At 67.2% G+C, this 26,378-nt stretch carries 24 protein-coding genes and 1 tRNA gene; 2 read left to right on the forward strand and 23 right to left on the reverse strand.

What is annotated here, in order from left to right:
- Positions 1 to 115: 115 nt before the first annotated feature.
- A tRNA-Phe gene (locus BN423_RS06050) sits at positions 116 to 191 on the forward strand.
- A gap of 68 nt (positions 192 to 259) precedes the next feature.
- Here BN423_RS06050 and BN423_RS06055 read toward each other — a convergent pair.
- From BN423_RS06055 to BN423_RS06125, 15 genes are all read right to left on the reverse strand, one after another.
- Entirely contained in the window at positions 260 to 607 is a 348-nt protein-coding gene (locus BN423_RS06055; protein ID WP_019239370.1) for a DUF192 domain-containing protein, read from the reverse strand.
- A 16-nt stretch (positions 608 to 623) separates the two neighbouring features.
- Positions 624 to 1,133: a TadE/TadG family type IV pilus assembly protein gene (locus tag BN423_RS06060; protein WP_019239371.1), complete on the reverse strand. Its 510-nt coding sequence runs from the start codon at positions 1,131 to 1,133 to the stop codon at positions 624 to 626.
- 2 nt (positions 1,134 to 1,135) lie between these two features.
- Positions 1,136 to 3,169 (reverse strand): hypothetical protein, encoded by a 2,034-nt coding sequence (locus tag BN423_RS06065; RefSeq protein ID WP_019239372.1) that lies wholly within the window; start codon positions 3,167 to 3,169, stop codon positions 1,136 to 1,138.
- Positions 3,153 to 3,650, reverse strand: a complete 498-nt coding sequence (locus BN423_RS06070) for a TadE/TadG family type IV pilus assembly protein (protein ID WP_232385517.1) — start codon at positions 3,648 to 3,650, stop codon at positions 3,153 to 3,155. Before BN423_RS06070 ends, BN423_RS06065 begins: the two co-directional genes overlap by 17 nt.
- A gap of 24 nt (positions 3,651 to 3,674) precedes the next feature.
- Positions 3,675 to 3,881: a hypothetical protein gene (locus tag BN423_RS06075; protein ID WP_232385518.1), complete on the reverse strand. Its 207-nt coding sequence runs from the start codon at positions 3,879 to 3,881 to the stop codon at positions 3,675 to 3,677.
- A gap of 100 nt (positions 3,882 to 3,981) precedes the next feature.
- Positions 3,982 to 4,674 carry a hypothetical protein gene (locus BN423_RS06080; RefSeq protein ID WP_232385519.1) on the reverse strand — a complete coding sequence of 231 codons (693 nt, stop codon included), beginning with the start codon at positions 4,672 to 4,674 and terminating at the stop codon, positions 3,982 to 3,984.
- Positions 4,638 to 4,865, reverse strand: a complete 228-nt coding sequence (locus BN423_RS10775) for a Flp family type IVb pilin (protein ID WP_019239376.1) — start codon at positions 4,863 to 4,865, stop codon at positions 4,638 to 4,640. The genes BN423_RS06080 and BN423_RS10775 overlap by 37 nt, the downstream gene beginning before the upstream one ends.
- 10 nt (positions 4,866 to 4,875) lie before the next feature.
- Positions 4,876 to 5,508, reverse strand: a complete 633-nt coding sequence (locus tag BN423_RS06090) for a type II secretion system F family protein (RefSeq protein WP_019239377.1) — start codon at positions 5,506 to 5,508, stop codon at positions 4,876 to 4,878.
- Positions 5,509 to 5,514: 6 nt separating this feature from the next.
- Positions 5,515 to 6,570 carry a type II secretion system F family protein gene (locus BN423_RS06095; RefSeq protein WP_019239378.1) on the reverse strand — a complete coding sequence of 352 codons (1,056 nt, stop codon included), beginning with the start codon at positions 6,568 to 6,570 and terminating at the stop codon, positions 5,515 to 5,517.
- Positions 6,549 to 7,880, reverse strand: coding sequence for a CpaF family protein (locus BN423_RS06100; protein WP_019239379.1), 1,332 nt, complete (start codon positions 7,878 to 7,880; stop codon positions 6,549 to 6,551). The genes BN423_RS06095 and BN423_RS06100 overlap by 22 nt, the downstream gene beginning before the upstream one ends.
- On the reverse strand, positions 7,877 to 9,301 hold the full coding sequence (locus BN423_RS06105; RefSeq protein WP_019239380.1) for an AAA family ATPase: 1,425 nt from the start codon (positions 9,299 to 9,301) through the stop codon (positions 7,877 to 7,879). The genes BN423_RS06100 and BN423_RS06105 overlap by 4 nt, the downstream gene beginning before the upstream one ends.
- Positions 9,298 to 10,071, reverse strand: a complete 774-nt coding sequence (cpaB, locus tag BN423_RS06110) for a Flp pilus assembly protein CpaB (protein WP_232385520.1) — start codon at positions 10,069 to 10,071, stop codon at positions 9,298 to 9,300. The genes BN423_RS06105 and cpaB overlap by 4 nt, the downstream gene beginning before the upstream one ends.
- A gap of 340 nt (positions 10,072 to 10,411) precedes the next feature.
- Positions 10,412 to 11,542: a ribosome small subunit-dependent GTPase A gene (rsgA, locus tag BN423_RS06115; protein WP_019239382.1), complete on the reverse strand. Its 1,131-nt coding sequence runs from the start codon at positions 11,540 to 11,542 to the stop codon at positions 10,412 to 10,414.
- A 30-nt stretch (positions 11,543 to 11,572) separates the two neighbouring features.
- Positions 11,573 to 12,154 (reverse strand): zinc ribbon domain-containing protein, encoded by a 582-nt coding sequence (locus BN423_RS06120; protein WP_026089023.1) that lies wholly within the window; start codon positions 12,152 to 12,154, stop codon positions 11,573 to 11,575.
- A 374-nt stretch (positions 12,155 to 12,528) separates the two neighbouring features.
- The gene (locus BN423_RS06125) at positions 12,529 to 15,210 is read right to left on the reverse strand and encodes a cation-translocating P-type ATPase (protein WP_019239383.1); all 2,682 of its coding nucleotides are present in this window, start codon (positions 15,208 to 15,210) and stop codon (positions 12,529 to 12,531) included.
- Between the two features lie 404 nt (positions 15,211 to 15,614).
- Between BN423_RS06125 and pyk the strand changes: the two genes are divergently transcribed.
- Positions 15,615 to 17,087 carry a pyruvate kinase gene (pyk, locus tag BN423_RS06130; protein WP_019239384.1) on the forward strand — a complete coding sequence of 491 codons (1,473 nt, stop codon included), beginning with the start codon at positions 15,615 to 15,617 and terminating at the stop codon, positions 17,085 to 17,087.
- A 294-nt stretch (positions 17,088 to 17,381) separates the two neighbouring features.
- On the opposite strand, the gene BN423_RS06135 is transcribed toward pyk, so the two are convergent.
- The 8 genes from BN423_RS06135 to BN423_RS11790 all read right to left on the reverse strand — a co-directional run.
- Positions 17,382 to 18,242 carry a DUF559 domain-containing protein gene (locus BN423_RS06135; RefSeq protein WP_232385521.1) on the reverse strand — a complete coding sequence of 287 codons (861 nt, stop codon included), beginning with the start codon at positions 18,240 to 18,242 and terminating at the stop codon, positions 17,382 to 17,384.
- Between the two features lie 673 nt (positions 18,243 to 18,915).
- Positions 18,916 to 19,764: a hypothetical protein gene (locus BN423_RS06140; RefSeq protein WP_019239386.1), complete on the reverse strand. Its 849-nt coding sequence runs from the start codon at positions 19,762 to 19,764 to the stop codon at positions 18,916 to 18,918.
- Between the two features lie 74 nt (positions 19,765 to 19,838).
- Positions 19,839 to 22,310: a phenylalanine--tRNA ligase subunit beta gene (gene pheT / locus BN423_RS06145; RefSeq protein WP_019239387.1), complete on the reverse strand. Its 2,472-nt coding sequence runs from the start codon at positions 22,308 to 22,310 to the stop codon at positions 19,839 to 19,841.
- 56 nt (positions 22,311 to 22,366) lie between these two features.
- Positions 22,367 to 23,443: a phenylalanine--tRNA ligase subunit alpha gene (pheS, locus tag BN423_RS06150; protein WP_019239388.1), complete on the reverse strand. Its 1,077-nt coding sequence runs from the start codon at positions 23,441 to 23,443 to the stop codon at positions 22,367 to 22,369.
- Between the two features lie 423 nt (positions 23,444 to 23,866).
- Entirely contained in the window at positions 23,867 to 24,397 is a 531-nt protein-coding gene (locus BN423_RS06155; RefSeq protein WP_019239389.1) for a type II toxin-antitoxin system VapC family toxin, read from the reverse strand.
- Positions 24,394 to 24,750 (reverse strand): ribbon-helix-helix domain-containing protein, encoded by a 357-nt coding sequence (locus tag BN423_RS06160; RefSeq protein WP_019239390.1) that lies wholly within the window; start codon positions 24,748 to 24,750, stop codon positions 24,394 to 24,396. Before BN423_RS06160 ends, BN423_RS06155 begins: the two co-directional genes overlap by 4 nt.
- Positions 24,751 to 24,905: 155 nt before the next feature.
- Positions 24,906 to 26,066, reverse strand: a complete 1,161-nt coding sequence (locus tag BN423_RS06165; protein ID WP_019239391.1) for a linear amide C-N hydrolase — start codon at positions 26,064 to 26,066, stop codon at positions 24,906 to 24,908.
- Positions 26,067 to 26,190: 124 nt separating this feature from the next.
- Positions 26,191 to 26,378, reverse strand: a 188-nt coding sequence (locus BN423_RS11790; protein ID WP_222859240.1) for a hypothetical protein, incomplete at its 5' end; no start/stop codon positions are given.

Genomic DNA, 26,378 nt, shown 5'->3' on the forward strand with positions numbered 1-26,378 from the left:
TTCGCGTTGACCTTTGAGTATACCGTCTCGTTCCCACTTTATCGGATATTCGAGCTTTTTGCCTTGACGGGCACGTTCAATTTGGTATAGTTATCAAGCTGTTAAACGCAGCCCCGGTCAGATAGCTCAGTTGGTAGAGCAGAGGACTGAAAATCCTCGTGTCGGGGGTTCGACTCCCTCTCTGACCACCATCGCATTCGCAGATAGGCGGCCTTCGTGGTCGCCTATTTTTTTGACTGTCCCGGGCGGAGCCGCCGCCCTAAGGTATCGAGAACCGCTCAAGCACCGATGCCGCGCCGCGGCATGCGAGCATGCGCCATGGCTCCACGGCCCGGCACACCGCGAGCACCTCCCCCGTCTTGGAGAGGAATGCGATGTCGAGCGCGCGGTGCATGAAGCACGTGTGCACCGCATGGCAGCGGGGAAATCCCATCACCACCTCCCCAGGGGCGCCGGCCGCCCCATACGAGCGGGGGATCATCCCGGCGAGCCGGGCAAGCGGCGCCTCGGCAACCACGAGGCACGCAGGCTCCCAGCCCAGCATCCGCAGGGCGCGCCTGAACCCATACGGGTCGAGCGCGCACCGCGCCACCTTTCCCTCATCCATGCCGAACCCCCTCATCTCACATCACGACCCCCGGCCGCCATGGATCGACGACGACCTCGCGGACGTGCTCGAGCGCGACCGGCGCGCCCATGTCGACGCCGGCGATGGAAAGCCTGCTCGGCCATGGCTCAAACCGCATGACGCAGCGATACGTCCGCTGGCCGCCGACGAGCGAGAAGACCGAGCCGCCGCCGTCCCCGTCCTCGAGGCACGTCACCTCGATATCGACGTCGTACGACCCCATCGCGTCGGCAAGTGCGCCTGCCACATCATCCGAGACCGCCGACGCTGCATCGCCGAACCCACTGGGGGCGACGGCGTGGGCGAGCACGATGTCGGGGGCGACGCGGTCGAAGCGCGCGGACGCCGCAAGGAAGACCATGACGTTGTAGGTGATGAGCGCGAGCACGATAAGCACCGGCACCACGACCGCCATCTCGACCGTCGCCTGCGCCCGCTCCTCGAGCAGGCGGCTGCCGAGCGCACGCGCGCGGCGCGACCATCTGCCTGAACCCTCGCCCGCCATGCTCATCCACCTCCCCCGACGATGCCCACCACATCCCCCACGCGCACCGTGAGCGGGATCGTGACCCCTCCCGGCAAGGGAATCTCCGCGATGGTGATGGTCGTATCGAGCAGGCGCTCGCCCACGTCGTATTCGAGCGCCTCGAGGAGCGCCGCCGGATCCGTGCTGCCCACGGGCAGCGACCGCAGCAGCTCCTGTGCATCGGAGAGCCCGGGAACATCGGCATGGGCGAGCACGTTGGCACTATCGGTTAGCACGGGCTTCATCGAGCTCAGGTCGACGGGCTCGAACCCCAGGGCGCTCACCGCGCCGTCGATGCGATTCCCCATCCAGGTCGCGAGCGGGCCCAGGCCGAGCATCGAAAGCCCTCCGAGCAGGTCGTCCATGAGTTGCGAGAGCCCCTCGGCCACATCGCCGTACGCGATGAGCAGCTTTCCCCACAGCCCCATCACGTCGTCGATGAGCCCCACGGCACCGCCCCCGCCCGTCCGCGATGAGAGCGACGAGAAGAACGAGGCGAGGACGTTGCTCTCATCGGTCGCCTCGTCGGGCGCGAGCACCGCCGCGGAGATGGCGCCGCGCATCTCGCCCTCCGGCTGGGCGGCGAAGGAGGTCGAGAGTTCCTCGGGCGCTTCCGTCGCGTTTGAGACCACCACCGCGACCACGCCGCATCTCCCCGGCGGCGCGATATGCGGCCGGTGGGCGGCAAGCGTCTCGAGCGCCGCATCGAAGGCATCGGCCGCGTCTTCGCTCGCGCCGCGTGCTTCGCGCTCGAGTTCGATCTCCCGCCCGCGGCACGCGGCGTAGTCCTCGAGCGCGAGCGTGAACTCCCGGAGGTGGCATTCGTATCCGTTGTCGATGGATGTGGAGGCAGCGGGAACCCTGCCCACGTCGCCGATGCCGAACGCGCAGGTCGGGCACTCCTTGATGCGCCCTGCCTCTGCGTCCGCGAGCGACCCCATGCCGGCAGACGCCCCGGTCGCGCCCGGGCATTCCAGGGAGTAGTGAAGCGTCCTTCCCCTCGATTCCTGGGTCGTCGGCCACTCGGCATCGGTATAGAGCGTCGTGTTCCGCGCCTCATCGGTGTTCTTCGGAAGCAGCGGGACCGAGATGGTCACGCCGGTTTCTGTCTCGATCACCGCCGCCGTGGCGAACTGCTCGGACGCATATGCGTAGAACGCCTTGCGGGCAGCGGAATCCGCCGCCGCCTCGACGCCGCTCCCCTCGGGAGCCTCATGCGCGTAGCGCCACGCGTAGTACGCGCGCGTGCGGTCGAGCGCGACGTTCGGATCCCAGGTCAAGCTCGAGGCGTAATCGGGGTTTTCGGCCGCCGAGATGCCGGACAGGCTGCCCGCGCGCTCCTGCATGTTGCGACCATCCCTTCCGCAGTCGGCGAGCCAGGCCGCCTCCTTCGCGCGCGCGGTCTCCTCCTGCGCCTCGGTGAGCTCGTCTGCCGCCACCTCGAGCTCGCCCGAGGTCGCCTCGAGTTCATCGGTCGCGACCTCGTTGCCCTCGAGCGCAGGGAACTCCGAGGCGGAAGCGGTGGGGACAGCGAGCGCCGTCCCTGTGTATGTGGTCGCCTCACCCGACTGCGCGGAGCACGTGCGCGTTCCGTTCGCCGCCACGAGAAACGGCAGGGACGATTCGAGCGTCTGCAGGCCGCGCGAGGCGGATGCCGCGAAGTCGTTCCGCGCATCGAGCATGCGAATCCCCGCGTCGATCGTCTGCGGCGCGAGCGCGTTGGCCCCGGGGATGAGGAGGCCAACGAGGCCGACGCCCGTCACGCAGATCCCCGCCAGCCCCATGCTGAGCACCGCGGCGTCGAGCACCGTTGCCGTCGTATGGTACGACGAGACCACGTTCGCGCCCGCGAGCGCCGTCGCGTCGGCGCTCACCTGGACATCTCCTGAACGCGACATGCTCCAGATGCCGCTCGCGACCGCGAACAGCAGCGACAGCGTCACGAGGATCGACACGGCGGCCGCCAGGCTCGTGTACGCCCCCTCCTCGATGAACAGGTCAATCCCACCGCGCAATCCATGCCTCGTAGTCCCCCTCGAGCCATTCCGGTCTGCCTGCATAGCTCACCTCCACGCGCATCTCGACATCCCCCCATCCGTTCGTCTCCCCCAGCGCGCCCGCGAACGCCCCGAGGACGGGCAGCGGGGTGACCGCGCCCGAAATCGCCACGCTCACCCGCCCCTCGCCCGCATCGGATGCGCTCAGCTCGATGTCCCACGCCTGCGAACCTCCCGCGTGGAAGATCGAGAGGTCGGGGACGGCCGCGAGGCGCCGCAGCGCGAACGCTTCGCAGCCATCCTGCGTCTCGTCGCCCGCGGTGATCATGAGCCGCGCCGTCTCGCTCGCCGCCGCCTCCATCACCGAGCGCGTGTGCAGCATGCACAGCGGCTGCAAGGCGAGCAGGAGCACCGTGAGGAACGCCGGGAGCAGCAGGGCGGCCTCGACCGTCGCCTGCGCCCGGTCCTCGCGCGCGAGCGCACCCATCATTCGCGTCATATCCCGCACCCCCCTCGCGCATGCTCAAAACAATGCGATATCGAGCACGCCCAACCCGTCGAGCGCATGCGAGCAGGCGTCCTCCACCAGCCGCGCGAGCACGCCCTGCTCCCCCGCGCGCCAGAGCAGGGCGACCCCGGAGATGAGCGCCATGAGCGCGAACAGGGTCAGGGCATATTCGAGCGTCGCCTGGGCGCGTTCCTCCCGCGCGAGGTGTCGCAGAGCGCTCACGGTTCGTGCCGACGCTCCCCCGTGGACACGCCGCGCGGCCATGCCCCCCAGCACGCGTTGCGCACATGCACGCATACGCATCAACCTCCTTGCTTGCACCTCATCGCGAGCCCGTGTCCTCCGGGGCAGACGATGCGCTCATGCGCGCGATCCGCGCCGTCGACGAGGCATCTCCTTCCTCGGCTGCCACGACGATGACGTCGACCCACCCCTCCGCGTTGAGAACGATGCCGCCCCATGCGTTGCCCTTCAAATCCAGGTAGCCGCTTGTCATGAGCTGGCACCCAGCCGTGTCGCGGTACGTGCGGAGCACGTCGGCGGCGAGCTCGTCGATGGGCTCATCGGCCGTCCACATACACGATGCCTCTCCCTGCGCATCCGCCGCCGCGGAGCGCTCGAGCACGCTCAAGAACGTACTCGCATCGACCGGGGCGGCATCCGATTCATCTGCGAGCTCATCGCCCGCCGCGGCATCGCTTCCCGCTTCCCGATCACCCTTTGGCTCGGCCGCATCACCCGACGCGTCGGAGCCCTCCGCAGCACGGGACGAGCCCGCCTTCGCCTGCGGGGTCGGCTCAGCCTGATCGGAGGCAAGCCCGCCGGTCGCCCCGGTAATATACCCCGCGCCCAGCACGAGTGCGCACAACGCCGCGAGCACGCAGAACATGGGGGCGAGCCAGCGCCCGCGCAGGCGATCCCGCCCCCGAGCCGCCTTTGAGGCGGCCGGCTCGCCCGCCCCGCGCGCGGCGCCATCCGTCACAGGCTGTTGATGCCGCTTGAGATGGCGTTCCATAGCTCGCTCACCTTGTCGCGGAAGGCGATGATCGCCAGGATCGCGATGACCACGAGCACGCCCACGAGGATCGCATACTCGGTCGTCCCCTGGCCGCTTTCCTCCTGAGCAAGCGAACGCATCCTGCGCAATCCGCGAGACGCCCCGCAGGCCACCTTGCTACCGAACCCGTGCAGTACCCGTTTCTCCATACGAACCTCCTTACACCATGCCGCTCGCCGCGAGCAGCGGACCCACGATGGAAAGCAACAGCGCCGGCAGGATGAGCGTCCCGGTCGGGATGAGCAGCTTGACGGGTGCGCGCTCGATCTCGCGCTCGACGTGCGCCCGGTGCGCCGCCCGTATCTCGCGCCCCTGCGCGGCAAGCGTCTCGGACAGTGGCGAGCCCAGGCTGAGTGCCTGGTCGACCGCGATGCCGAACGACTCCAGCGACCGCTCGCCGAGGTCGCGCGCCACGCGTTCCAGCTCCTCCCCGCGCGTCGCGATGCCCATCTGCCACGACAGGCGAGCCCGCTCCATGCGCTTGGCAAGCGCGCTGGAGCGATGGGCGCAGAAGAGCTCCAGGGCGGCATCGAACGACAGCCCGGCGGAGAGCCCGAGGCGCACGACATCGATCATCTCCGCGATCTGGCCAAGCGTTGCCTCCTGCGCCGCCCTCGCGCGGCGCGGCCTCATGCGAGCGCGCATCGAGCGCCGTATATGCGCAAACGTGCGTTCCGCGCCCACGAGGCCGCGGCGCAGCATCGAGGCCGCCCACGCGCGATCGGCCGCGCCGAAACCCGTCAGCAGCCAGCAGAGCCATGCCGAGAGCACCCCGGCAACCACCACACCCATTCCGCATCACCCCACATCGATGCGCATGATGCGCCGGATGATGACCCATGCGCAGGCATCGAGCACCAGCGCCACGGCCACGCAGCCCGCGCCGACCGGCGTGGCGAGACCGTTTCGAAAGTCAACCGAAACCGCTGCGAGCGCGCCGACCATGGCGATGGGCATCAAAGCGACGAGTCGGGCCGACATGCGCGCCTGGGATGTCTTCACGTCCAGCTGGCGCATGAGGGCGATGCGCTCACCCGCCATCTCCGCCGCCTCCGCCAAAAGTTCCCGGAGCGGTGCCCCGGTGCGCTGCGAGACCTTGAGGGCGAGCGATACGAGCCCGAGACCCGGGGCGGGAAGGCGAGCAAGCAGGTCGTCCAGGGCATCGGATGCGGAGATGCCGCAGTCAACGGCGCATGCCACGCGGAGAAACTCGCCGCGAACCGGCTCCTCGGCATGGCTCCCCACGAAGCGCATGCCCTGCGCGAGCGTATGGCCCGAGCCGAGCGCGATCGCGAGGGCTGCGAACGCCTCGGGCATCGCCGACGCGATGCGCTGGCGCTCCTCGCGCGCCCGCCGCGCCGCGCGCACCACCAGGACGATGGCGATAGCAGCAGCGCCCGCGGCAAACCCGATGACGCCGCCCAGCGCGAGCACGCCCGCCATGCCGCCCAGACAGAGCGCGGCGACGAGCATGCCCCGCTGCAGTTCCGTCTCAGCCCGGGTATGCAGGGACAACGGCGGAGCATCCGCCGCTTCCACCGCGTCGTCCGCCGGGCACGCCTTCGCCGTGCCGCGCGGCGCTTCCGCCCCGAGCACGCGCATCGCCCGCGCATACGCCTTCGTCCGCGCGAGCTCGGCGCAGCACGCGCGCATCACAGCGGTGTCGCACACGCACGCGGGAACCGCCGCACCCAGGCGGCGAAGCGCGGATCGCACGGCATCGCCCGCCCCGCGCGAACACGCCGCGGACCCGATGCCGCTGCCAACGCCCCGTCGCACGCCCGTTCCGCCCAAGGCGCCATACACGCCCGCCGCCGCGAGCGCGGCCGTCATCATGGGCACATAGTCCGCCATGCCTGCACCTCCTCGCTCGTGAGTGCGCCGGAACGAAGCCCTTCCTCGATGAACGGGGGTTCGCGCACGAGCTCCCACGTCCCCGTCGCGCGATCGAACGAAACGTACCGTTCCAGCTTCACGCCGCCGTGTTCCGCTCTGCTCACCCCGGAATACGACGACACGAATCGCCTGCCATCCGGGTGCCGTTCCGACATGACGATCCCGTCCAGCGCCATCGCCACCTGCTCTTCGATGAGTTCCGAGGGCAGGTTGATGCCGTAGCGCGCGAGCAGGACGAGACGCACGATCGCCTCATCCTCCGTCCCCGCATGCAGCGTCGTGAGTGACCCGTCGTGGCCGGTGTTCATGGCCTGGAGCATGTCGATGCACTCCGCGCCGCGCACCTCGCCCACCACGATGCGATCGGGCCGCATGCGGAGCGCGTTCGTCACCAAGTCGCGGATACTCACCGCGCCCTCGCCCTCGATGGACGCGGCGCGCGCCTCGAGCCGCACCACGTGCGGGTGCCGGGAGAACTTGAGCTCTGCGGAATCCTCGATGGTCACGATGCGCTCGCCGGTGGGTATCTCGCACGAGAGCGCGTTGAGCAGGGTCGTCTTGCCCGAACCCGTGCCGCCCGCGACGGCAAGATCCTGCCGCAGCGCGACGGCGCACGACAGCAGGCGCGCGTACCAATCGGGAAGCGAGCCGAGCCTGACGAGCTCCGCGAGCGAGCTGATGCGATCGGAGAACTTCCTGATAGTGAGCACGGGGCCGTCGATGGCCACGGGTGGAACCACCGCGTTGACGCGATACCCGCTCCGCAGGCGCGCGTTCACGATGGGGCTCCGCTCGTCGACGCGGCGCCCGAGCGGCGAGAGAATCCGATCGATGAGGATGCGGATCTGCTCGTCATCCTCGAACAGGGCGCCCAAGGGGTGCAGGGTGCCCTTGCGCTCGAAAAAGGCCGAGCCGCACCCATTCACCATGATCTCGCTCACCGATTCATCCTCGAGCAGCGCTTGGAGCGGCCCTAAGCCCACCACGTCGTCGAGCGCCTCGTTCACGATGAGCTCGCGCTCCCCGTCGTCCAGGTCTTCGCGCACCTGGGCGTTGAGCACGGCCTCGATCGCGGGGCGCAGCTCGCCGCGCGCCTGGTCCGCGTCCGTATCCGCCACGATGCGCGCGACCTCATCGAACCCGATGCGCTCCAGCGTCTCGCGCTTCACCGACCGCAGCGCCGCGCGATGCGCTGTGGAGCGCGCACCATCGCGCTTCCGGGGCCGTCCCGCTGCCCGAACGACCTGCGCGCGCTGCAAAACGCTCATGCCGCCTCACCCACGTTCTTCCATGGCAGGCGCAGCCGCTTGCGACCCGCATCCACGCCCCGCGCCTCGATGCGCAGCGCATCCTCCGGCAGCGTGCACCCCAGCTCGCGCAGGACGCGCACGGCAAGAACCTGCACGCTCTGGGCGAACGGGGTCTGCGCCCGCGCTGCCTCGTCCATATGACCGATCTCCGCGAGCCCCGCGAGGTCGCCGCCGCCATCCATGACGCGCGCCTTCGAGCTCAGCGCCGCCGCCATCTCGATGCGCATGGCCATATCCTCTGGACATGAGCGCGCGCCGACTCGATTGACCACGCAGGTCATGCGCGTGCGCGGGAGGCCGAAGCGCCCCGCCAGGGAGATGGCGCGCTGCAGCGCGGGAGCCGTGCCCGTCGCGCCGTCGGCGACCATGAGGCACCGGTCGCACTGGGACACCGCTGCGGCGACCGCATCCGTCCACGTCGCCGAAGTATCGACGATCACGACGTCCGCCTCGGCCCGAAGCACCTCGAGCAAGACCTCGACCGGTTTCCCGAGCAGCTCCGCCCGCTCTGGTACGCCGATCGGCCCCCAGACCGTCAACCCGGGGGCGACGCGCATCGACGCGCGCACGATATCGGCCTCCGAAAGCGAGCCCGATGAAGCTGCCTGGACGATTCCCTCCAGGTCGCGGGGCTCTTCCACGCCCAGCATCCCGTAGGCATCGCCGAACATGAGGTCGAGGTCGACGAGCGCGGCGCGCAGCCCCATGCGGGCCGCGTCGCACGCCATCGCCGTCGCGATCGTGGTCTTGCCCACGCCCCCGCGGCCGGAGGCGACGCACACGACGGGCGCGCGATGCTTCGGCCGGTCGCGTTCCCACGGCGCCTTGGCACGCGGGCGCGGCTGATTGTCCGGCTCATCCAGGTCGTCCACGCCGTTCGGACGACTCACGCCCTCTGAGGCGGCGACCCCCGGTACCGCCTGTGCACGCTGCGCCTCCTTCGGCACCGCAGCAGCCTCGCGGCCGTCCTCAACCTGCTTCTCCGAAGCGGCTCCTTCGTTGTCCCCAGCCTGTTTCTCCGCAGGCGCCTCCGCCGCACCCACGCGGCGAGCCTCCTCAAGCGGCACGACCTCATCGGCGCCCGCATAGAACAGCGGGGCGATGCGCGCCGGATCGATCGCTTCCACGAGCGCCACAACGCGACCCGTGCCATCGGTTCGCACGATGCGCTCAACAAGCGCCGCATGGGCTTCGATACCAAGGCCCCGCGCGAGCACCATCGTCCCCGCGACCTTGGCATCGAGCGCGCCCGCTATGCGCCCGAGCAGCTCGAGATCGTCGACGCGCAGCACGCATGCCCCGCGCTCCCGCAGCTCGATCTCCCGCTGCACGGCCGGGTACTCCTCGCAGGTGCAGTATGCGAACCATAACGGCTTCATCGCGCATCCCCTCCAAGTTCTGTGCTCGTGTCCTGCGCATCCGCTTCCGCATCGGGCGCCTCGTCCGTATCCTCGGGAGCTGCAGCCCCTTCCGAATCCTTTGCATCCTCGGCCGCTGATGAGTCATTTGAACCCGTCCCCGATGACTCCGATGAGTCATTTGAACCCGTCCCCAATGACTCATCGACGCCGGAGCCGGGCGCGACCAGGCTGACCGTCCCCTGTGCCACGGCCGCGAGCAGCTCAGACACGCGGTCGGGCTCCACGGCGAGCGTCACCCAGCTCAGGTCGCCGGATGCTCCGCCCGCCTGCTCGGCGCTCGTATCGATCACGGTCGCCCGGCATATCCGGTCCGCGAGCCCCGCGCCCGAAAGGTAGACATCGACGGCATCTCCCGACGCGACCGAACCCCCGACGGCATGCGCCGGGTCGACGGCAACCGATACCGCCACCGCGCCCTCGGGAACCTCGAGCCCACCCGTTCGCTCTTGGAAATACACCGGGCAGAGCACCGCGCGCTCGGGCACGCTGGAGCTCACGCGCTTTCCCACGACATCCTCGATCGACGTCGCCGCGCCCGCGGGCAGCAGCCCCGCGACCCAGTCCTCCATGCGCACATCGCCCTCGTCGAGCGTCTCGCCCGCCGCGATGTCGTGCGACGCCACGCACACGCTCACGACGTCCCCGCCGTAAGATGCGAGCAGGTCTTGGCGCTCGCGTTCCGCCTCGGCGCGTATGGACGAGCCGTACCACGAGACCAGCACGAGCACCAGGACTCCCGATACCGCGCTCAGCGCAAACCGAACCCCACGCCTCATCGTCCACCCCCGTCCGTACGGCCCTGTCCGTAGCCCCATTGTCGGGAGCCACGCGGAGCTGCCGGGAGAGAACTTCAGAAAGTCCGTCACGACCTTGCAAAAGCCTTGTCGCAATCTGGCAGGGCGTGCCAGAAACGTGCCAGAACCAGCCGGTTGGGCGACAAGCTTTTCTAAAGCGCTTCACGCCGCGCTGACCTGCGCAATCGATTAAAAAATGCAGTTTTCCTTGCTATGTATGCACGCGACGCTGCGCACATTTCCCCACGCGCGCCCGAGCGGCCCCGCCCGCCCCCTACAGATGGATATCCGGGTCGAGGCTCTGGGAGCTCACGCGCATCTCCTCGGCGAGGCCGCGGAACACCTCGAGGCGCAGCTCGTCGATCTCACCCGCCTCGACCGCCGCACGCACCGAGCACCCCGGCTCATGGGTGTGCGTGCAATCGTTGAAGCGGCAGCCGCGCGATGCGACGACGACCTCGGGAAACGTCCGCGCGAGGCCGCGCTCGTGCCCCACGAGCGGCAGGCTCCGCAACCCGGGCGCATCGGCGATGACTCCGTTCTCGCCCGGCAGCTTCACCATCACGCGCGCCACCGTGGTATGCCGACCGGCATCGTCGCGCGCGCGGACCGCGCCCGTCTCGAGCGCCTCGTGCCCGAGCAGCGCGTTGAGCAGCGTCGACTTGCCCGCGCCCGATTCCCCCAGAATCATCGCGCAGGTCTTCGGCGGGACGCAGGAGCGTACCTCGTCGAGGCCCGCACCCGTCGCGGACGAGGTCACGACCACGCGCACCCCCTCGCCCACGAGCCGCCGGACGCGCCCGAGCTCGCGCGCGAGCCCATCGGCATCGCAACGGTCTGCCTTCGTGAGCACCATGACCGGCGTCGCGCCGCAATCCTCCGCGAGCACGAGCGACCGGGCGATGCGGCCCAGCAGCACCTCGCCGGCACCGAGCGGCTGCACGATGAGAATGGTATCGACGTTCGCGCACAGCACCTGGCGCTCGCCCCGGTTCTTGCCGCGCCAGCGCTCGAACACCGTGCGCCGGGGCAGGACGTGCTCGATCACGCCCATATCGTGGCCGGGGGCAAGGCGCACCGCCACCCAGTCCCCCACGGCGGGCAGCAGGACCTCCTCCTCACCGCGGCGCTTGGCGAAGCCCACGGCGTGCTCGGCGCGCAGCGTCTCGTGCTCGGTTGCCACCAAGGGAAACCCGCGGTCGAGGCGCACGACGCAGCCGAGCCGCATCTGCGCGGGGTCCTCGGCGGTCGCGCAGAACGCGTCGAAGGCGGCGCGCTGCGCATCGTCGAGCCGCAGATCGTCGAAGGCGGGCACGTCGTGCAGCGCATCGATCTTCGGGAGCGCGGCGACCACCTGCGCCTCGCTCGCAGCAGACGACCGGCGCCTCCCGCCGCGCGCCGACATTTTACGTGCCCGCTTCGCCATACCCAGCCGTTAGCCCACGATCAGCGGGACGCCGCAGTCCGCGCAGAAGTTCATGTCGTCGTCCCAGATCTTGCCGCACTGCGGGCAGCGCTTGTGCACCTCGACCGGCTCGGGCGCGAACAGCTCCTCGACGGGATGCGCGCACCCAGGGCAGAACTTGAAGTGCGGCTCGATGACGCTACCGCACACGGGGCAGATCAGGGTCTCCGCAGGCTGCGGGGCGGGCTCCTCGGCCGGCGCGGCTTCCTCGACGACGGCCGCGCCCGCGGCTTCCACCACGACCTCGCCCGCTGCCTGCGCCTCGGCCTCCGCCTGCGCGGCAGCCGCCAGCGCTGCGGCCTCTGCCGCCTCGCGCGCACGGACCTCCTCGATGCGGGCATGCAGCCCGGCAAGCTGCTCGTCCAGCTCGGCGATGAGCTGCCGCTTCGCCTCGATACCAGCCTCGAGCTGCGCGATCGACGCCTGCGTCTGCTCGATGAGCAGCTTCTCGCGCTCGACCTCGGCCGTCGCGTCGTCGACATCGGTGTGCGCAGCCGCTAGCGTGCGCTCGAGCTCGGCGACCTGCTGCTCAAGCTCCTGAATCTCGTCCATTGCCAACCGCCTCCCATGCGCGGGCGCGTCCGCCAGCCTTCGCGCCCCATCAAGCGTACCGTTGCGCCTATTGTCTCACGAAGCGCCCCGCCCGCGCGCCTGAACTCCGTTTGGATACACACGGCCGCGAGTCCCGTACCGCCCCCCCCCGGCGCGAAGCGCCCGAGCCCGCCACAACTCCGTGCCTTCCACTGCCCTACCACCGCGTCCATCCCGCGCGCGAGCGAAGCGATGCGCGCGCCGCCGCCGATAGCGAAAACGAAGGGGCTCCCCGGGGCTTCCTCCGAGCGATTCCGCAGCCGCGAAGCGGCGAGGACAAGCGAGGAGGAAACCCGGGGAGCCCCGAGTGGGACGGTTATGTCACGCGGCGGCGCTTACTTCTCCTTCTCCACCGCGCGCATGATGGCCTTGTAGATCTCCACGAGCGGGATGATCAGGAAGCCGAGCGCGAGCGCCGTGATCATGCCCTTGGGCTCGAGGTGCTCCACGCCGAAGAAGATCATCGAGAGCGCGTCGACCTCGACCACGATGAGCGTGAGCACGAGCGCCAGGAACGCGGCACCCCACAGCCACTTGTTCTGCTTCTTCATATGGAAGATGCTGGCGCGGCGGCTGCGCATGTTGAAGCAGTGGAAGATCTCGACCATGTTGAGCGTGATGAACGCCATCATGACACCCTCTTCGTCGGCCATGCTGGTCGCGAGCTGGCTGAGGTCGATCTCGCCCAGGTCGAAGTACACGCCGCAGAAGAAGCTGACGAGCACGAGCACGGTGATCATGAGGCCCTGCACCACGGTGTCGAAGCCCATGTGGCCGGCGAACACGCCGTCGGAGGCATTACGCGGCTTGCGCTTCATCACGTCGCCCTCGGCGTCCTCCATGCCGAGCGCGAGCGCCGGGAAGCAGTCGGTCACGAGGTTCACCCAGAGCAGCTGGATGGGCTGGAACAGCGTGAAGCCCATGAGCGTGGCCGCGAAGACCGAGAACACCTCGGCGAGGTTCGCGGAGAGCAGGAACTGGATGACCTTGCGGATGTTGTCGTAGATGCGGCGACCCTCTTCGCAGGCGTTGATGATCGTGGCGAAGTTGTCGTCCGCGAGCACCATGTCGGCGACGTTCTTGGTGACGTCGGTGCCGGTGATGCCCATGCCGATGCCGATGTTCGCGTGCTTGATGGACGGGGCGTCGTTCACGCCGTCGCCGGTCATGGCGACGATCTTGTCGCGCGACTTCCACGCCTCGACGATGCGCGTCTTGTGCTCGGGCTGGACGCGCGCGTACACGCCGTACTGCTCGATGCGCTCGTCGAGCTCCTCGTCGGACATCTTGTCGAGCTCGACGCCGGTGATGGCCTGGTCGCGGCTCTCGACGATGCCGAGGTTCTTCGCGATGGCCACGGCGGTGTCCACGTGGTCGCCCGTGATCATGACGGTGCGGATGCCCGCGCCGTGCGCCTCGGCGATGGCCGGGGCCACCTCGGGACGCTCGGGGTCGATCATGCCGGAGAGGCCGCAGAACACGAGGTCGTGCTCGAGCGCCTCGGCGCTGAAGTCGACCGGCTTCTCCATATAGGTGCGGCTGGAGAGGGCGAGCACGCGGAGCGCCTCGTCGGCCATGGCCTTGTTGGCGGCAAGCAGCTGCTCGCGGCGCTCGTCGGTCATGGGGACGACCTCGCCGTCCTGCCAGATGTGCGTGCAGAGGTTCAGGATGACGTCGGGCGCACCCTTCGTGTACTGCTCGAAGCTGCCGTCGGCCTCCTCGACCACCACGGACATCATCTTGCGGCCGGAATCGAACGGGGCCTCGCCCACGCGCGGGTGCTCGACGTCGAGCCCGGTCATGCCGGCCTTGGCGGCGTCGTTCACGAGCGCGCACTCGGTGGGCTCGCCCACGGCCTCGCCGGCCTCCTCGTCCCACTTCGCGTCGGAGCACAGCGCCATGCCGGCGAGCAGCTTCTCCTCGGAGGAGGCGAGCTCGTGCTTCACGACCGTCATCTTGTTCTGCGTGAGGGTGCCGGTCTTATCCGAGCAAATGACCTGCGTGCAGCCGAGCGTCTCGACGGCGCTGAGGTTGCGGATGATGGCCTGGCGCTTCGCCATCTTGGTGACGCCGATGGAAAGTACGATGGTCACGACGGCGACGAGGCCCTCGGGGATGGCGGCGACGGCGAGCGACACGGCCACCATGAAGGTGTCGAGCAGCATGTGCGGCTCGGCCATGACGGTGCCGAAGCCGGCGCGGAGCACGTCGACGGCGAAGACGACCACGCAGATGACGATGACCAGGACGGTGAGGATCTTCGAGAGCTCGGCGAGCTTCATCTGGAGCGGCGTGAGCTCTTCCTTGGCGTCGTTGAGGGCGCCGGCGATCTTGCCCATCTCGGTGTCCATGCCGGTGCTGCAGACCACGGCCTTGCCGCGGCCGTACACCACGGTGGAGCCCATGTAGCACATGTTCTTGCGGTCGCCGAGCGGCACGTCGTCGGAATCCTTGTCGAGGGTGATGGCCTCGGTGCTCTTCTCCACCGGGACGGACTCGCCCGTGAGGGCGGCCTCCTCGATCTTCATGGACGCGCTCTCGAGCACGCGGCAGTCCGCGGGCACGGCGTCGCCGGCCTCGAGCAGGATGATGTCGCCGGGCACGAGATCGGAGGAATGCAGGGTGATCAGCTTACCGTCGCGGATGACCTTGGACTGGGCGGCGCTCATCTCCTGCAGGGCGGCGAGCGCCTCCTCGCTCTTGGCTTCCTGGATGACGCCGAGGGCGGAGTTGATGATGACGACCGCCATGATGATGATGACGTCAGCCCACTCGGACTCGCCCTGGATCATGCCGGTCACGGCCGAGATGACCGCGGCGACGATGAGCATGATGACCATGGGGTCGGCCATCTGCTGGAAGAAGCGGATCCACAGCGGCGTCTTCTCTTCTTCCTTGAGCTTGTTGGGTCCGTACTTCGCTTCGCGCTTCTGCGCTTCGGCCGAGGTGAGACCCGTTTCCGCATTCGTGGACTGCTCTTTGAGCACGTCCTCTGTGGAAGCAAGGTATTCCTTCAAATGTATCCCTCCTGATACATAGGAACGACGGGCGCAGATGCGCCCCGATACGACCATGGCTCCCGATCATAATTCCAGGAAGGCAAGGGCTCGCCACGTAAACTTATATATTAGCTGAATTGAGATCGGGGTAGCAGTAAAATCCTGCCTTTTTGGGCTGCGGAACAAGCGGCGCTGGGTCGCACCGATGTAAAAACACCCCAGGGGTAATTTTACATGGGATGCCGGTTGGCCGACCGGCGCGACCTTTCGCCCAAATCCACGAAAGCGCCTCGATTTTGGTAATAAATCGGTAATCGGTCGAAATTCTCCGATGAACGGCGTATTTCGAGCCCGTTTCACCTATAATGCACACACCAGAAAGACGTATCGAGCCGTTTACGACACCGATAATGGAGGTCTGCATGTATAAACGCACGAAAATCGTCTGCACGATGGGACCCGCCTGCGACAACGACGAGACGCTGCGCGAGATGATGAAGGCGGGTATGAATATCGCTCGCTTCAACTTTTCCCACGGTGACTACGCCGAGCACCACGAGCGCATCGAGCGCGTCCGCCGCATCGCCGCCGAGCTCGACATGACGATCGGCATCCTGCTCGACACCAAGGGTCCCGAGGTCCGCACCGGCCTGCTCGAGGGCCACAAGAAGGTCGCCGTCAAGACCGGTGACAAGATCATCGTCACCGCGCGTCCCACGTCCGAGGACTTCCTGGGTAACGCTGGCCACATCTCCCTCGACTATCTCGACCTCCCCAGCGAGGTCGAAGCCGGCTCGCGCATCCTCATCGACGACGGCATCGTCGAGCTCGTCGTGGAGAGCGTCGACGGCCAGGACATGCACTGCGTCGTCAAGAACGACGGCGAGATCGGCGAGCGCAAGGGCGTGAACCTCCCCAACGTCGAGATCGGCCTGCCCGCCATTACCGAGCGCGACCGCGCCGACATCCTCTTCGGCCTGAAGGAGGGCATCGACTACATCGCGGCCTCCTTCATCCGCAACGGCGCCGCCGTGCGCGAGATCCGCGAGCTCTGCCGTGAGAACGGCGGCGAGCACGTGGGCATCTTCCCCAAGATCGAGTGCGCGCTGGGCGTCCAGAACTTCGACGAGATCCTGAAGGCGTCCGATGGCATCATGGTCGCCCGCGGCGACCTGGGCATCGAGATCGCGCCCGAGCTCGTGCCGCACCTGCAGAAGAAGATGATCAAGAAGTGCAACGCCGCGTACAAGCCGGTCATTACCGCCACGCAGATGCTCGACTCCATGATCCGCAACCCGCGCCCCACGCGCGCCGAGGTCGCCGACGTCGCCAACGCCATCTATGACGGCACCGACGCCGTGATGCTCTCCGGCGAGTCCGCGGCCGGCAAGTACCCGGTCGAGGCCGTGCGCATGCAGGCGAGCATCGCGCACGAAACCGAGCAGTACCTGGGCCTGCACGCCGAGCTCAAGGTGCCCGAGGGCAGCCAGAGCACGCGCGTCATCAACAACGTCGTGGGCCTCTCAGCCGTGAACATGGCCACCACCGTGGGCGCGAAGTGCATCATCTGCCCCACCACCACCGGCCGCACGGCGCGCCTCATCTCGCATTTCCGCCCCGCCGTCCCGGTCGTGGCGTTCTCGCGCCACCAGTGGGCCGTGCAGAAGATGCTCATGTACTGGGGCATCGAGCCGCACCTCGCCGCCATCACGCAGGGCAGCAGCGTCGACGACACGGTGGCCAAGGCCATCGAGACCGCCAAGGAGCGCGGCTACGTGGAGCCCGGCGACGTCACCGTCGTGACCGTCGGCGACCCCAAGACCGCCGTCGACTCCACCCTCGGCGACGGCAAGCGCAGCTCAACGAACGTGGTCTACGTCGCTCAGGTGCGCTAAGCGCGACTGACGCCGGGTAGCGCATGGCAGATGCGTGCGCCCCGCGAGCACTTGACCCTTTTACGCCCCGTATGGCAGACGCCGTGAGCGTCGAACCCGTTTTTTCGATGTCCGAGAAGCGGGTTACGCCATGCGGGGCGGTTCTGTTTTCAAATGGGAGCATTGCTGCGGACGTTCGAGCCTTGATACTGTGTGGGATTTCGGAAATGCCGAGTAGAGACTCGATTCTCTTGGCAAAACCGCAGCTTACAGACACTCGTGATGGCCGTGTACTCGGTCCCTGGCAAATCCCACTCAGTTTCGAGCCCCGAACTTGCTTTGCTCCCTCGACACACGCTGAATCTCCCCGAGATTCCACCAATCTATCGACAAATCCGCCAGCAACGATCGCTCTGCGCGCTTGAGCCCTTTGCTTTTTGGCTTCAGGTCGACATGCAATAGCCCGGCAATGCACTTCGCCGTGTCATCCAGATGGTATTCGTCTTTGAGCTGCCGCGAGCGCAGGCGCAAAACAGTGTGCCCCATACTCTGGAGCGCCATCGCTCGGTTATCATCCTCTGCAGCCCGCTCTCCACCGTGATAGGCATTTCCCTGGCACTCGACGATAAGCGGAGGGCGCCGCTCGTCACCTTCGAAATACAAATCCGCAAAGCACGTCCGCTCGGTGCATATCCTTCTGGCCTGAGCAGATAGCGGTATCGGATGGTTAAGCTCGAGCGGAGCAAAGCCTTGCCCGCCCCGGCGCCTCGGCATACCCAGGAGCATTGCCGCCCGCACCTCGAACGGCGACGACGCCATGCCATACACGTCGCGAGCAGCTGCTTTGAGCCTGCCCACTCCCGGCACTCCCTCCACGCTCGAAACGAAGCGATTGAAATCGTTCCACTGGATAAGGGGAGGACGCTTCCATAAATCCGTGAGGTCGCCGTCGGCATCCAAAGCTGGAACCCATCCGTCTACCGTAGACAGCGTATTCGAATCTATCTTGCTTTGGAGAGCCTCCCGCACCTCCTCCGTAGGCCTATACACCGTGAAGTTGCCCATGAACTCGTATAGCAGCATGGTGAGCTGATGCGTGGAAAGCCAGCGTCCCAGGCTCATGAGCGTAAACATCGGTGATGTTACCGAGAAGCCATGCTCGGTATCCCAGATCATCCCAGGAAGAACCTCGTTCGCCCATACGTGGTATATGAACGAATCCGAGGGGTAACCCACGCGCTTCTCTGATATAAGCAAGTGAAACGGCGGAGCCATCGATCCGCACGGGCTCTCGCCGGCGTTTGCGCTCCGCGCAACCCAACGCTTTCCCTGCTCGTAATCGAGGTCGAGATAGTGCTCATATAGAGCGTGTACCTCAGGGGGAGTCCTGAAGTACTTGAGAGCCGTTGTATGTGAAAAGACCGCGCACATGAGCAGAGCTTAGCAACCGGACAAACGGATTGGCTCCTGAACGAAAAAGTATTCACGCGCGACCTTGCACGTATCTGACACGGGGATGACAGATTATCATCGTCGCAGGTAGATGCGTTGTTATTGTGGCAGTTTTTGTAATACCAGTGGTTCTTCGATTTTTAGATTATGCACAGCGGCGGTGCGTCGACCCGAAGAAAAGATGTTCGAGCCTTGATACTGTGTGGAATTCCGGAAATGCCGAGTAGCCGCCCGCGCGTCACAGGAAACGACCAGCTCACATCGAGCCGAACCGAGCCTCTACTCACGCGATGGAAAATCCCACACAGTATCGAGGCTCGAATGTGTTCGGGGGCCACGCAGCACGGCCAACGCGGCCGCAGCCAGCGCGGCCAGCACGGCCAACACGCCCACGGCCCTACCCCAGCCGCTCTGCCAGGAGCGCGTCGGCACGGTCGACCACCTCGGCGAACACCGAATCGAAGAACTCGTCGGTGAGCAGGCGATACGGCTGCTGCACGGACGGCGGCACGTTCGTGCGCACAATCTCGTGCGCCACGCCGATGGTCATGAGCAGCGTCCGCTCGTCGATCGCGTACTGCGGAAACGCGGCTGCGGTCGCGGCGAGACGCGGGGTGAGGCGCGGCACGGAGTCGATGGCGAGCGTCTTGCCGAACGCATCGAAATCCCCCTGCTTCTTGATGCGGAACTGCTCGCTCGGGGTGATGCCCTCGCGGTCGAGGAACTCGTTCACCCGCGTGTTCCACAGGCAGTCCGCAAGCAGGTGCACCCAAACGCCCAGCTCGAAATCGAGCAGCGAGCGCGCGATGTCGGCGGGGGCGATCGCCGCATCGAGCGGGCTGCCCTCACGCGCCGGCTCGGGAGCACCCTCGTAGCGCTGCGGGTAGTGGGTCCGGCTCACGCGGTCGGCCTCGCGCTTGAGTGAGGAGGCGGCGATGACCGGCCGGCACTCCCCCGCCACCCGCGCGCCCTCCAGTCCCTCCGCCGTGAGCGCAGCAGCGGCCGGCACCACGTACGCATCCCAAAACTCCTGCTCACGCGGCTTGGGGATGAACGCCGGCTCCGCGAAATGCGTGATACGGTACGCGATGGGGTGCTCCACGCCCGGCACCATGTACCCTACCGGGATGTCCGGCGTGAGGCTGCCCAGCAGAAACGCGTTGCGGTCGAGCACCGTGCGCGCCACGGCGCCCTCGCGCGCGAGCAGGCGCTCCGCGTGCGCGATATGGATATTCCAGCTGGGCACGTGCCCTCCCCTCAAAGGGGCGGCGACCCAACGCCTGGCATCGGGTCGCCGCCCATCACGTTACTGCCGCGAACTTAGCCGCGCACCTCGCCGCCGACGGCCTTGGTCACCTTCGCCACGAGCTTCTGATGCACGCGCTCGACCTCCTCCGAGGTGAGCGTGTGGTCGTCCGCTCGGTACGTGAGCGCGAACGCCATGGACTTCTTGCCCGCGCCCACGCGCTCCTCGTCGCGGTACACGTCGAACAGGCGCACGTCGCGCAGGAGCTTGCCGCCCGCCGAGCGCAGCCGGCGCTCGAGGTCCTCGTAGGTCACGGCCTCGTCGACCACGATCGCCAGGTCGACATCGACCGACGGGAACATCGAGAAGTCCTGGTAGGCCTGCTGGTCGCGCGCGCACTTCATGAGCGCCTCGAGGCTCAGCTCGAAGGCGACCACGGGCAGCGCGATGTCGTAGGCCTCGCGCACGGCGGGATGGATCTCGCCCACCCAGCCGAGCTCGACGCCGCCCGCGAGCACCTCGGCGCCGCGCCCGGGCTGCAGGAACGCGAAGCGCTCGCCCTCCGCGGGACGGAAGCGCACCTTCTCCACGCGCAGCTGGGAGAGCAGCTCCTCCACCACGCCCTTGCCGTCGAAGAAGCGCAGCGGCTTGTACTTCTGGTTCCACGTCACGTCGCCCCACGCGCCGGACAGCACGCCGGCGAGCGCATGGCGCTCCTTGGGCAGGCTCGCGTGCTCGCGGCCGCAGAACAGCGTGCCCATCTCGTACAGGTGCACGTTCGCCGTGCCGTGCGCGCCGTTATAGGCCACGGACTGCAAAAGCCCGGGCAGCAGCGAGCGGCGCATCTCGGTCTGCTCGGCCACGAGCGGGTTCATGAGCACCACGGGCAGGCCGCGGCCCTCGGCGCTCATGCGCGTGCGCTCGAGGTCGCCGGGGGCGGCGAACGAGTACGTCGTGGTCTCGTTCAGGCCGCAGGAGCGCATGATCGAACCGATGCGGCGAAGCAGCCGCTGGTCGTGCGTGAGGCCGCCGATGTGGTTCTTCGCGGCGGGGATGGTCGCCTCGACGCGGCCCATGCCCCACAGGCGCAGCACCTCCTCGATGAGGTCGATCTCGCGCTCGAGGTCGGGGCGGAACGTGGGCGGCACCACGCGGAACACGGGCTCGCCGTCCGCCTCCGCGCGCTCGACCGCGCAGCCCAGGCGCGTGAGCGAGCGCTCCACGAACTCCGGCTCGATCGGCGCGCCGCAGATGAGCTCGACGCGGCTCTGGCGCAGCGTGAGCTCGGGCGGCTCGATGGGCGACGGGTACACGTCGATGGCGCCGGAGATGACGGTCGCGCCGCAGCACTCCTCGAAGAGCGCCGCCGCGATGGCCGAGACCTGGTCGCAGCGCGTGCGGTCGACCTGGCGCTCGTAGCGGATGGACGCCTCGGAGATGAGCGCGAGGTCGCGGCTCGTGCGCGAGATGTGGCTCGAATCGAAGCACGCGGCCTCGAGCAGCACGTCGTGCGTCGTTTCGTCGATCTCGGAGTCGAGAGAGCCCATGACGCCGGCGAGGCACACGGGGCGGTTGCCGTCGTCCGTGATGACGCACATGTCGGACGAGAGCTCGCGCTCCTGGCCGTCGAGCGTCACGATCTGCTCGCCGTCGCGCGCGGCGCGGACCACCACGTGCCGACGGCCGTCGCGCTCGGTGAGCTTGCCGAGGTCGAAGGCGTGGAGCGGCTGGCCGGTGAGCATCATGACGTAGTTCGTGACGTCCACGACGTTGTTGATGGGGCGCATGCCCGCCGCGGTGACGCGCTCGGCGAGCCACGCGGGCGAGGGGCCGATCTTCACGCCGCGCACCACGCGCGCGGTGTAGCGGCTGCAGAGCTCCGGGTCGGCGATGCGCACGTCCACGATGTCGTCCACGTGTACGGAGGTGTCCTCGCACTGGATCTGCGGGAGCTCGATGTGCGTGTCGCGGTCGAAGATGGCGCCCACCTCGCGCGCGATGCCCACCATGGACAGGCAATCCGGGCGGTTCGGCGTGATCTCGCAGTCGAGCACGGTGTCCGAGCTGCCGTGGTACTCGGCGAACGGCACGCCCACGGGAGCGTCCTCGGGCAGGATCATGATGCCGGAGTGGTCGCCGGAGAGCCCCAGCTCGCGCGCCGAGCAGTTCATGCCGCAGCTCACGACGCCGCGGAGCTTGCTCTTCTTGATCTTGACGCCGCCGGGCAGCTCCGCGCCCACGAGCGCCGTGACGATGTGGTCGCCCTGCTCGAAGTTCTGCGCGCCGCACACGATGGTGAGCGGCTCGGGCTCGCCGTCCTCGCCCAGGTTGCAGCGGCCCACGTCCACCTTGCACACCCACATGTGGTCGGAGTCGGGGTGCGGCTCCTTCGAGACCACCTGCGCCGTGACCACGTGGTCGAACGCCTCGCCCACGGTATCGATCGACTCGACCTCCGTGCCGGTGCGGATGAGCTCGGCGGAGAGCTCCTCCGGCGGCTCCGGCACGTCGATGAGCGTCTTCAGCCAGTTATACGATACTTTCATCTCATCGTCCTTCTCAACTATGCTGCATGCAACAGTACCCCAGGGGTTTTTCTACATTAGAACTGGTTCAGGAAGCGCATGTCGCCGGTCATGAGCGTGCGCAGGTCGGGCAGGTCGTAGCGAAGCGCCGCGACGCGCTCGACGCCGATGCCGAACGCGAAACCGGTGTAGCGCTCCGGGTCGACGCCGCAGTTCACGAGGACGTTGGGGTCGATCATGCCGCAGCCCAGGATCTCGATCCAGCCGCTGTGCTTGCAGAAGCTGCAGCCCTTGCCGCCGCACGCGTGGCACGACACGTCGAGCTCGCAGCTCGGCTCGGTGAAGGGGAAGAAGTGCGGACGGTAACGCGTCTTGCGCTCCGGGCCGAACATGGCCTTGGCGAAGTAGTCGAGCGTGCCCTTGAGGTCGCCGAAGGTGATGCCCTCGTCCACCACGAGGCCCTCGACCTGGTTGAACTGCGGCAGGTGGCAGGCGTCGGCCGTGTCGGGGCGGTACACCGTGCCCGGGACGATCGCGTAGATGGGCGGCTTCTGGTGCTCCATGATGTGGATCTGCGTGCCCGAGGTCTGCGTGCGCAGCAGCACGTCGGACTCGCCGTGCGCGTGCTCCTCCGGGTGCGGCACGCTGCCGGGCGCGTTGTCCACCACGTAGAACGTGTCGCGCGCGGAGCGGCTCGGATGGTCCATCGGGGCGTTGAGCGCGGTGAAGTTGTACCACGAGGTCTCGACCTCGGGGCCGGCCTCCACGGTGTAGCCGATCCCGCAGAACACGTCCTCGATCTCTTCCTTGATCTGGTTGATGAGGTGCGCGTGGCCGATCGTGGGGTGCGCGCCGGGCAGCGTCACGTCGACGGCCTCGGTGGCCATGAGCTGCTGCATGGCCTGGCGCTTGAGGTCGCCCTGCGCGTGCTCGATGAGCGACTCCGCCATGCGGCGCAGCTCGTTCGCGCGCTTGCCCAGCACCGGGCGCTCCTCCGGCGCGACCTTGCCCATCATGTGCATGACCTGCGTGATCTCGCCCTTCTTGCCGAGCAGCGCCACGCGCGCCGCCTCGAGCGCCGCCGCGTCGTTTGCCGCGGCGATCATGTCTTTCGCACGCGCCTCGAGCGCGTCGAGCTCTTCTATCAAGCCCATGAACTCCCTCTTCCTCATCGCTTCGCGCGCCAGGGGCACGCGCGTTTCCCGATAGAACAAAAAACCGTCCCTGGGACGAACCCAAGGACGGCATAGTTACCGCGGTACCACCTTGATTGGCTGCCGGATGTCTGCCCGGCATGCCCGCTTTTGCCCGTTCTCGCTCGGGCTGGCGGCTTCCCTACTCAGCTTGCGCGCGCTGCCGAAAACCGGCTGGTGCACGGCCGTTCAGGTCGCTGCTCGGGAGTGAACGCTGCGTCCTTGCCCCCGCAGGAAGGCTTTCAGCCGGTGACCCTCCCTCTCTGTGCGGCGACGCGGCGGGCGCAACCCTCTCCGTCAACGCGTTGGTCGAAATGATAGCACAGGCGTCCCCTCCGCGCAGCATGTCTTTGCCGCAGGTGCCACCGCTCCGCCGTGCTCGCGCTACACGCTGCCGCCCCGGGCATCCTCGCTCTGGGACTCGTCGCCCCGGGTGCCCTTGCCCGCAGATGCCGTCTGGCCCCTCATGGCCTCGGCAACTTCCTCGATCAAGCCATCGGGTATGCGCACCGTATGGATGCAGCTGACCCCCTCACGCTCGCAGAGCGCGTTCAGCCCCTTGTCAAGCGTGAGCAGCGTCGCCCCGTTCCGGCGGGCGAGCACGAAATAAAACATGTCGTAGATCGAGTGGTTGAGACGCAGCGATTCCGAGAACGCTTCCTCGTACAGGGCTTCCACATCGGTAAACTCGTCCACGAGGTCAAGCGCATCGGCAATGATCGCGCGAGCTTCAGCCTCATTGGTAAGCTCAGCTCGAACGTATTTCGTCATGGCGCTCCCCACCTCGGCGAATATGAGATCGGGCGCGACGACGCGCGAAGAACCGTGCATTGCGAGAAGCGACCTGAGCTCGTCTCCCTTCTCGGTATGACGCGCCATCTCGACGGCGGCGCTGCAATCGATCACCATCTTCATCGCTCGTCCCTCATCTCGCGCACAATATCGACCACGGACGGAAAGCCGTCGGGGACGGAAAACGGCTCGCGCTCGTCGATGCGCTCGAACACCTCGCGCCGACGCTCGAGCCGCGCCTCGGCTGCCGCCCGGCTCCGACACCACTCGCGATATCCCGGCTCCCAGGGGCGCGGGATGGGAGGAATCCCTGCATCGACCACCGCCTGCACCTCCTTCTCGCGCTTGCGGCGCGCCAGGAAATCCTCGATCGCGACGAGCGCCTGCTGCGAGATGCTGCGATGCTCCTCGTCGGCACACGCCTTGAGCTCCTCGTATACCTCCGGTGGGAAATCCCGCACCTGTAGCGCTGGCATAGCTTCCTCCTTGCATGCGTTTTGCATGCATATATCATATCAGTGCGTCGAACGTGGAACAAGCAGTGGGCTGGCGCAGCGATGTAAAAAGGCGCCCGACCAAATGCCGGGCGCCTCCAAGCAATGCGATGCCAAAAACCTACCGGGCAGCCGCGCTACTCGGCGAGGCTCACCGTATACGTGTTCTCGTAATCCATGCCGGTGGCGATGGTCGCCGTGCAATCGTCCAGGTTATACACCACGGACCACTGCGTCGCGCTCTCCTCGCCGCGACTGTTGGTGTGCGGCTCCTGCGCGCAGGCGGCCAGCAGCCCCATGGCGTCCTCCTCGCTGAGCACGCCGTCGGCCGCAGTGAGGCCGCTCATCACGATCTCGTAGCGGTCCTGGCCGCCGCCGAAGTCGTAGTCGCCAGGCGTGAGCAGGAAGTTCGTCGCCGCCATATACGTCTGGCCCTCGGCGGGGGTGCCCGCGGTCGTAGCGTCATCGGCCTCGAGCACCGAGAGCTCGTCGTCGATGTACTCCACCACCACGGTACGGCCGCTCGCGTCGGCGATCTGGAAGTGGTAGCAGCTGTTCGCACTCGAGTGCATGTCATACTGCCCGAGCAGCTCGAGCGCCTCGTCCACCGTGGCGCACTTGTCGAGCATGAGGCGGATGGCCGTCGTGGTGGTGATGTCAACCTTGTTGGTCTGCTGATCCGTGGGGTCGGTGTCGATGAGCAGCACGCCCACGGCGAGCCCCTTCTCGTTCACTCCGTCGAGCGGGGCGTAGGGCGCGGCGAGCGCCGTGATGCTCGAGGTGGGCGAATCGGGCAGCTTCTCCTCGCCGTAGCCGAGGAAGCCCAGGTTCACCATCGAGATGCTCGCGTAGCCGTTGTCGGGATCGGTGCGCACGAGCATGCTCGGCGAATACGTGAGGTCGAAGTTGCGGCCGAAGATGTCGTCGCCCTCCGGCGTCACGGCGTTGAACGTGGAGCACGCGAGATCGGGCAACTCGATGGTGACGGGCAGGCCCTTCATGAGGTGCTGGACCACGAAGTCGATGAGCTCGGCGTCATTCGAGGCGCCGCCCTGCTCCAGGAACTCATCGATGCCGTAATCTCCCTGGTAGGTCATGGTGTAGAACGGGTAGTCGTTCACCTTCTTGATCGAGGCGACGGTGGCGATCTCGTTGCGGAACATGAACGCGAGGCCGGCAACCGCGATCACGACGAGCGCCACGAGCGCGATGATGACGCGGACGACGATGCGCCGCGCGCGGCCGGGACGCTTGGCGCCGCCAGTGGCACCCGTTCCAGACGTATTCTCTTCGGACATTGATTCCCCCTCAGATTCGACGTGCACCTTCGCTGCTCGTGGCCGGAACACGCGCCCGCGCGCCTGCCAGCCGTGATGCAGCGGCGCATCATCCTAACATGATTCGTCATTTTGCTGACGTTATTTATAATTTCGTCAAATTGAGGGAGGGGGTATGGGCCTCCTCGCGCCAGCGGAATACCAAATGGCGCGAAACGAGCGGTTTATGCGGGGGTAGCAGAGTAGCCGGCAAAGTCGCGGCGCTGTTACCTGCACTTTCGTTGGCGCGCACCGCCCTGATACTTCCGGGGGTGCCTATAAAACGCTCGTTTC

It is taken from the genome of Enorma timonensis, from assembly GCF_000321165.1.
Lineage (GTDB): Bacteria > Actinomycetota > Coriobacteriia > Coriobacteriales > Coriobacteriaceae > Enorma.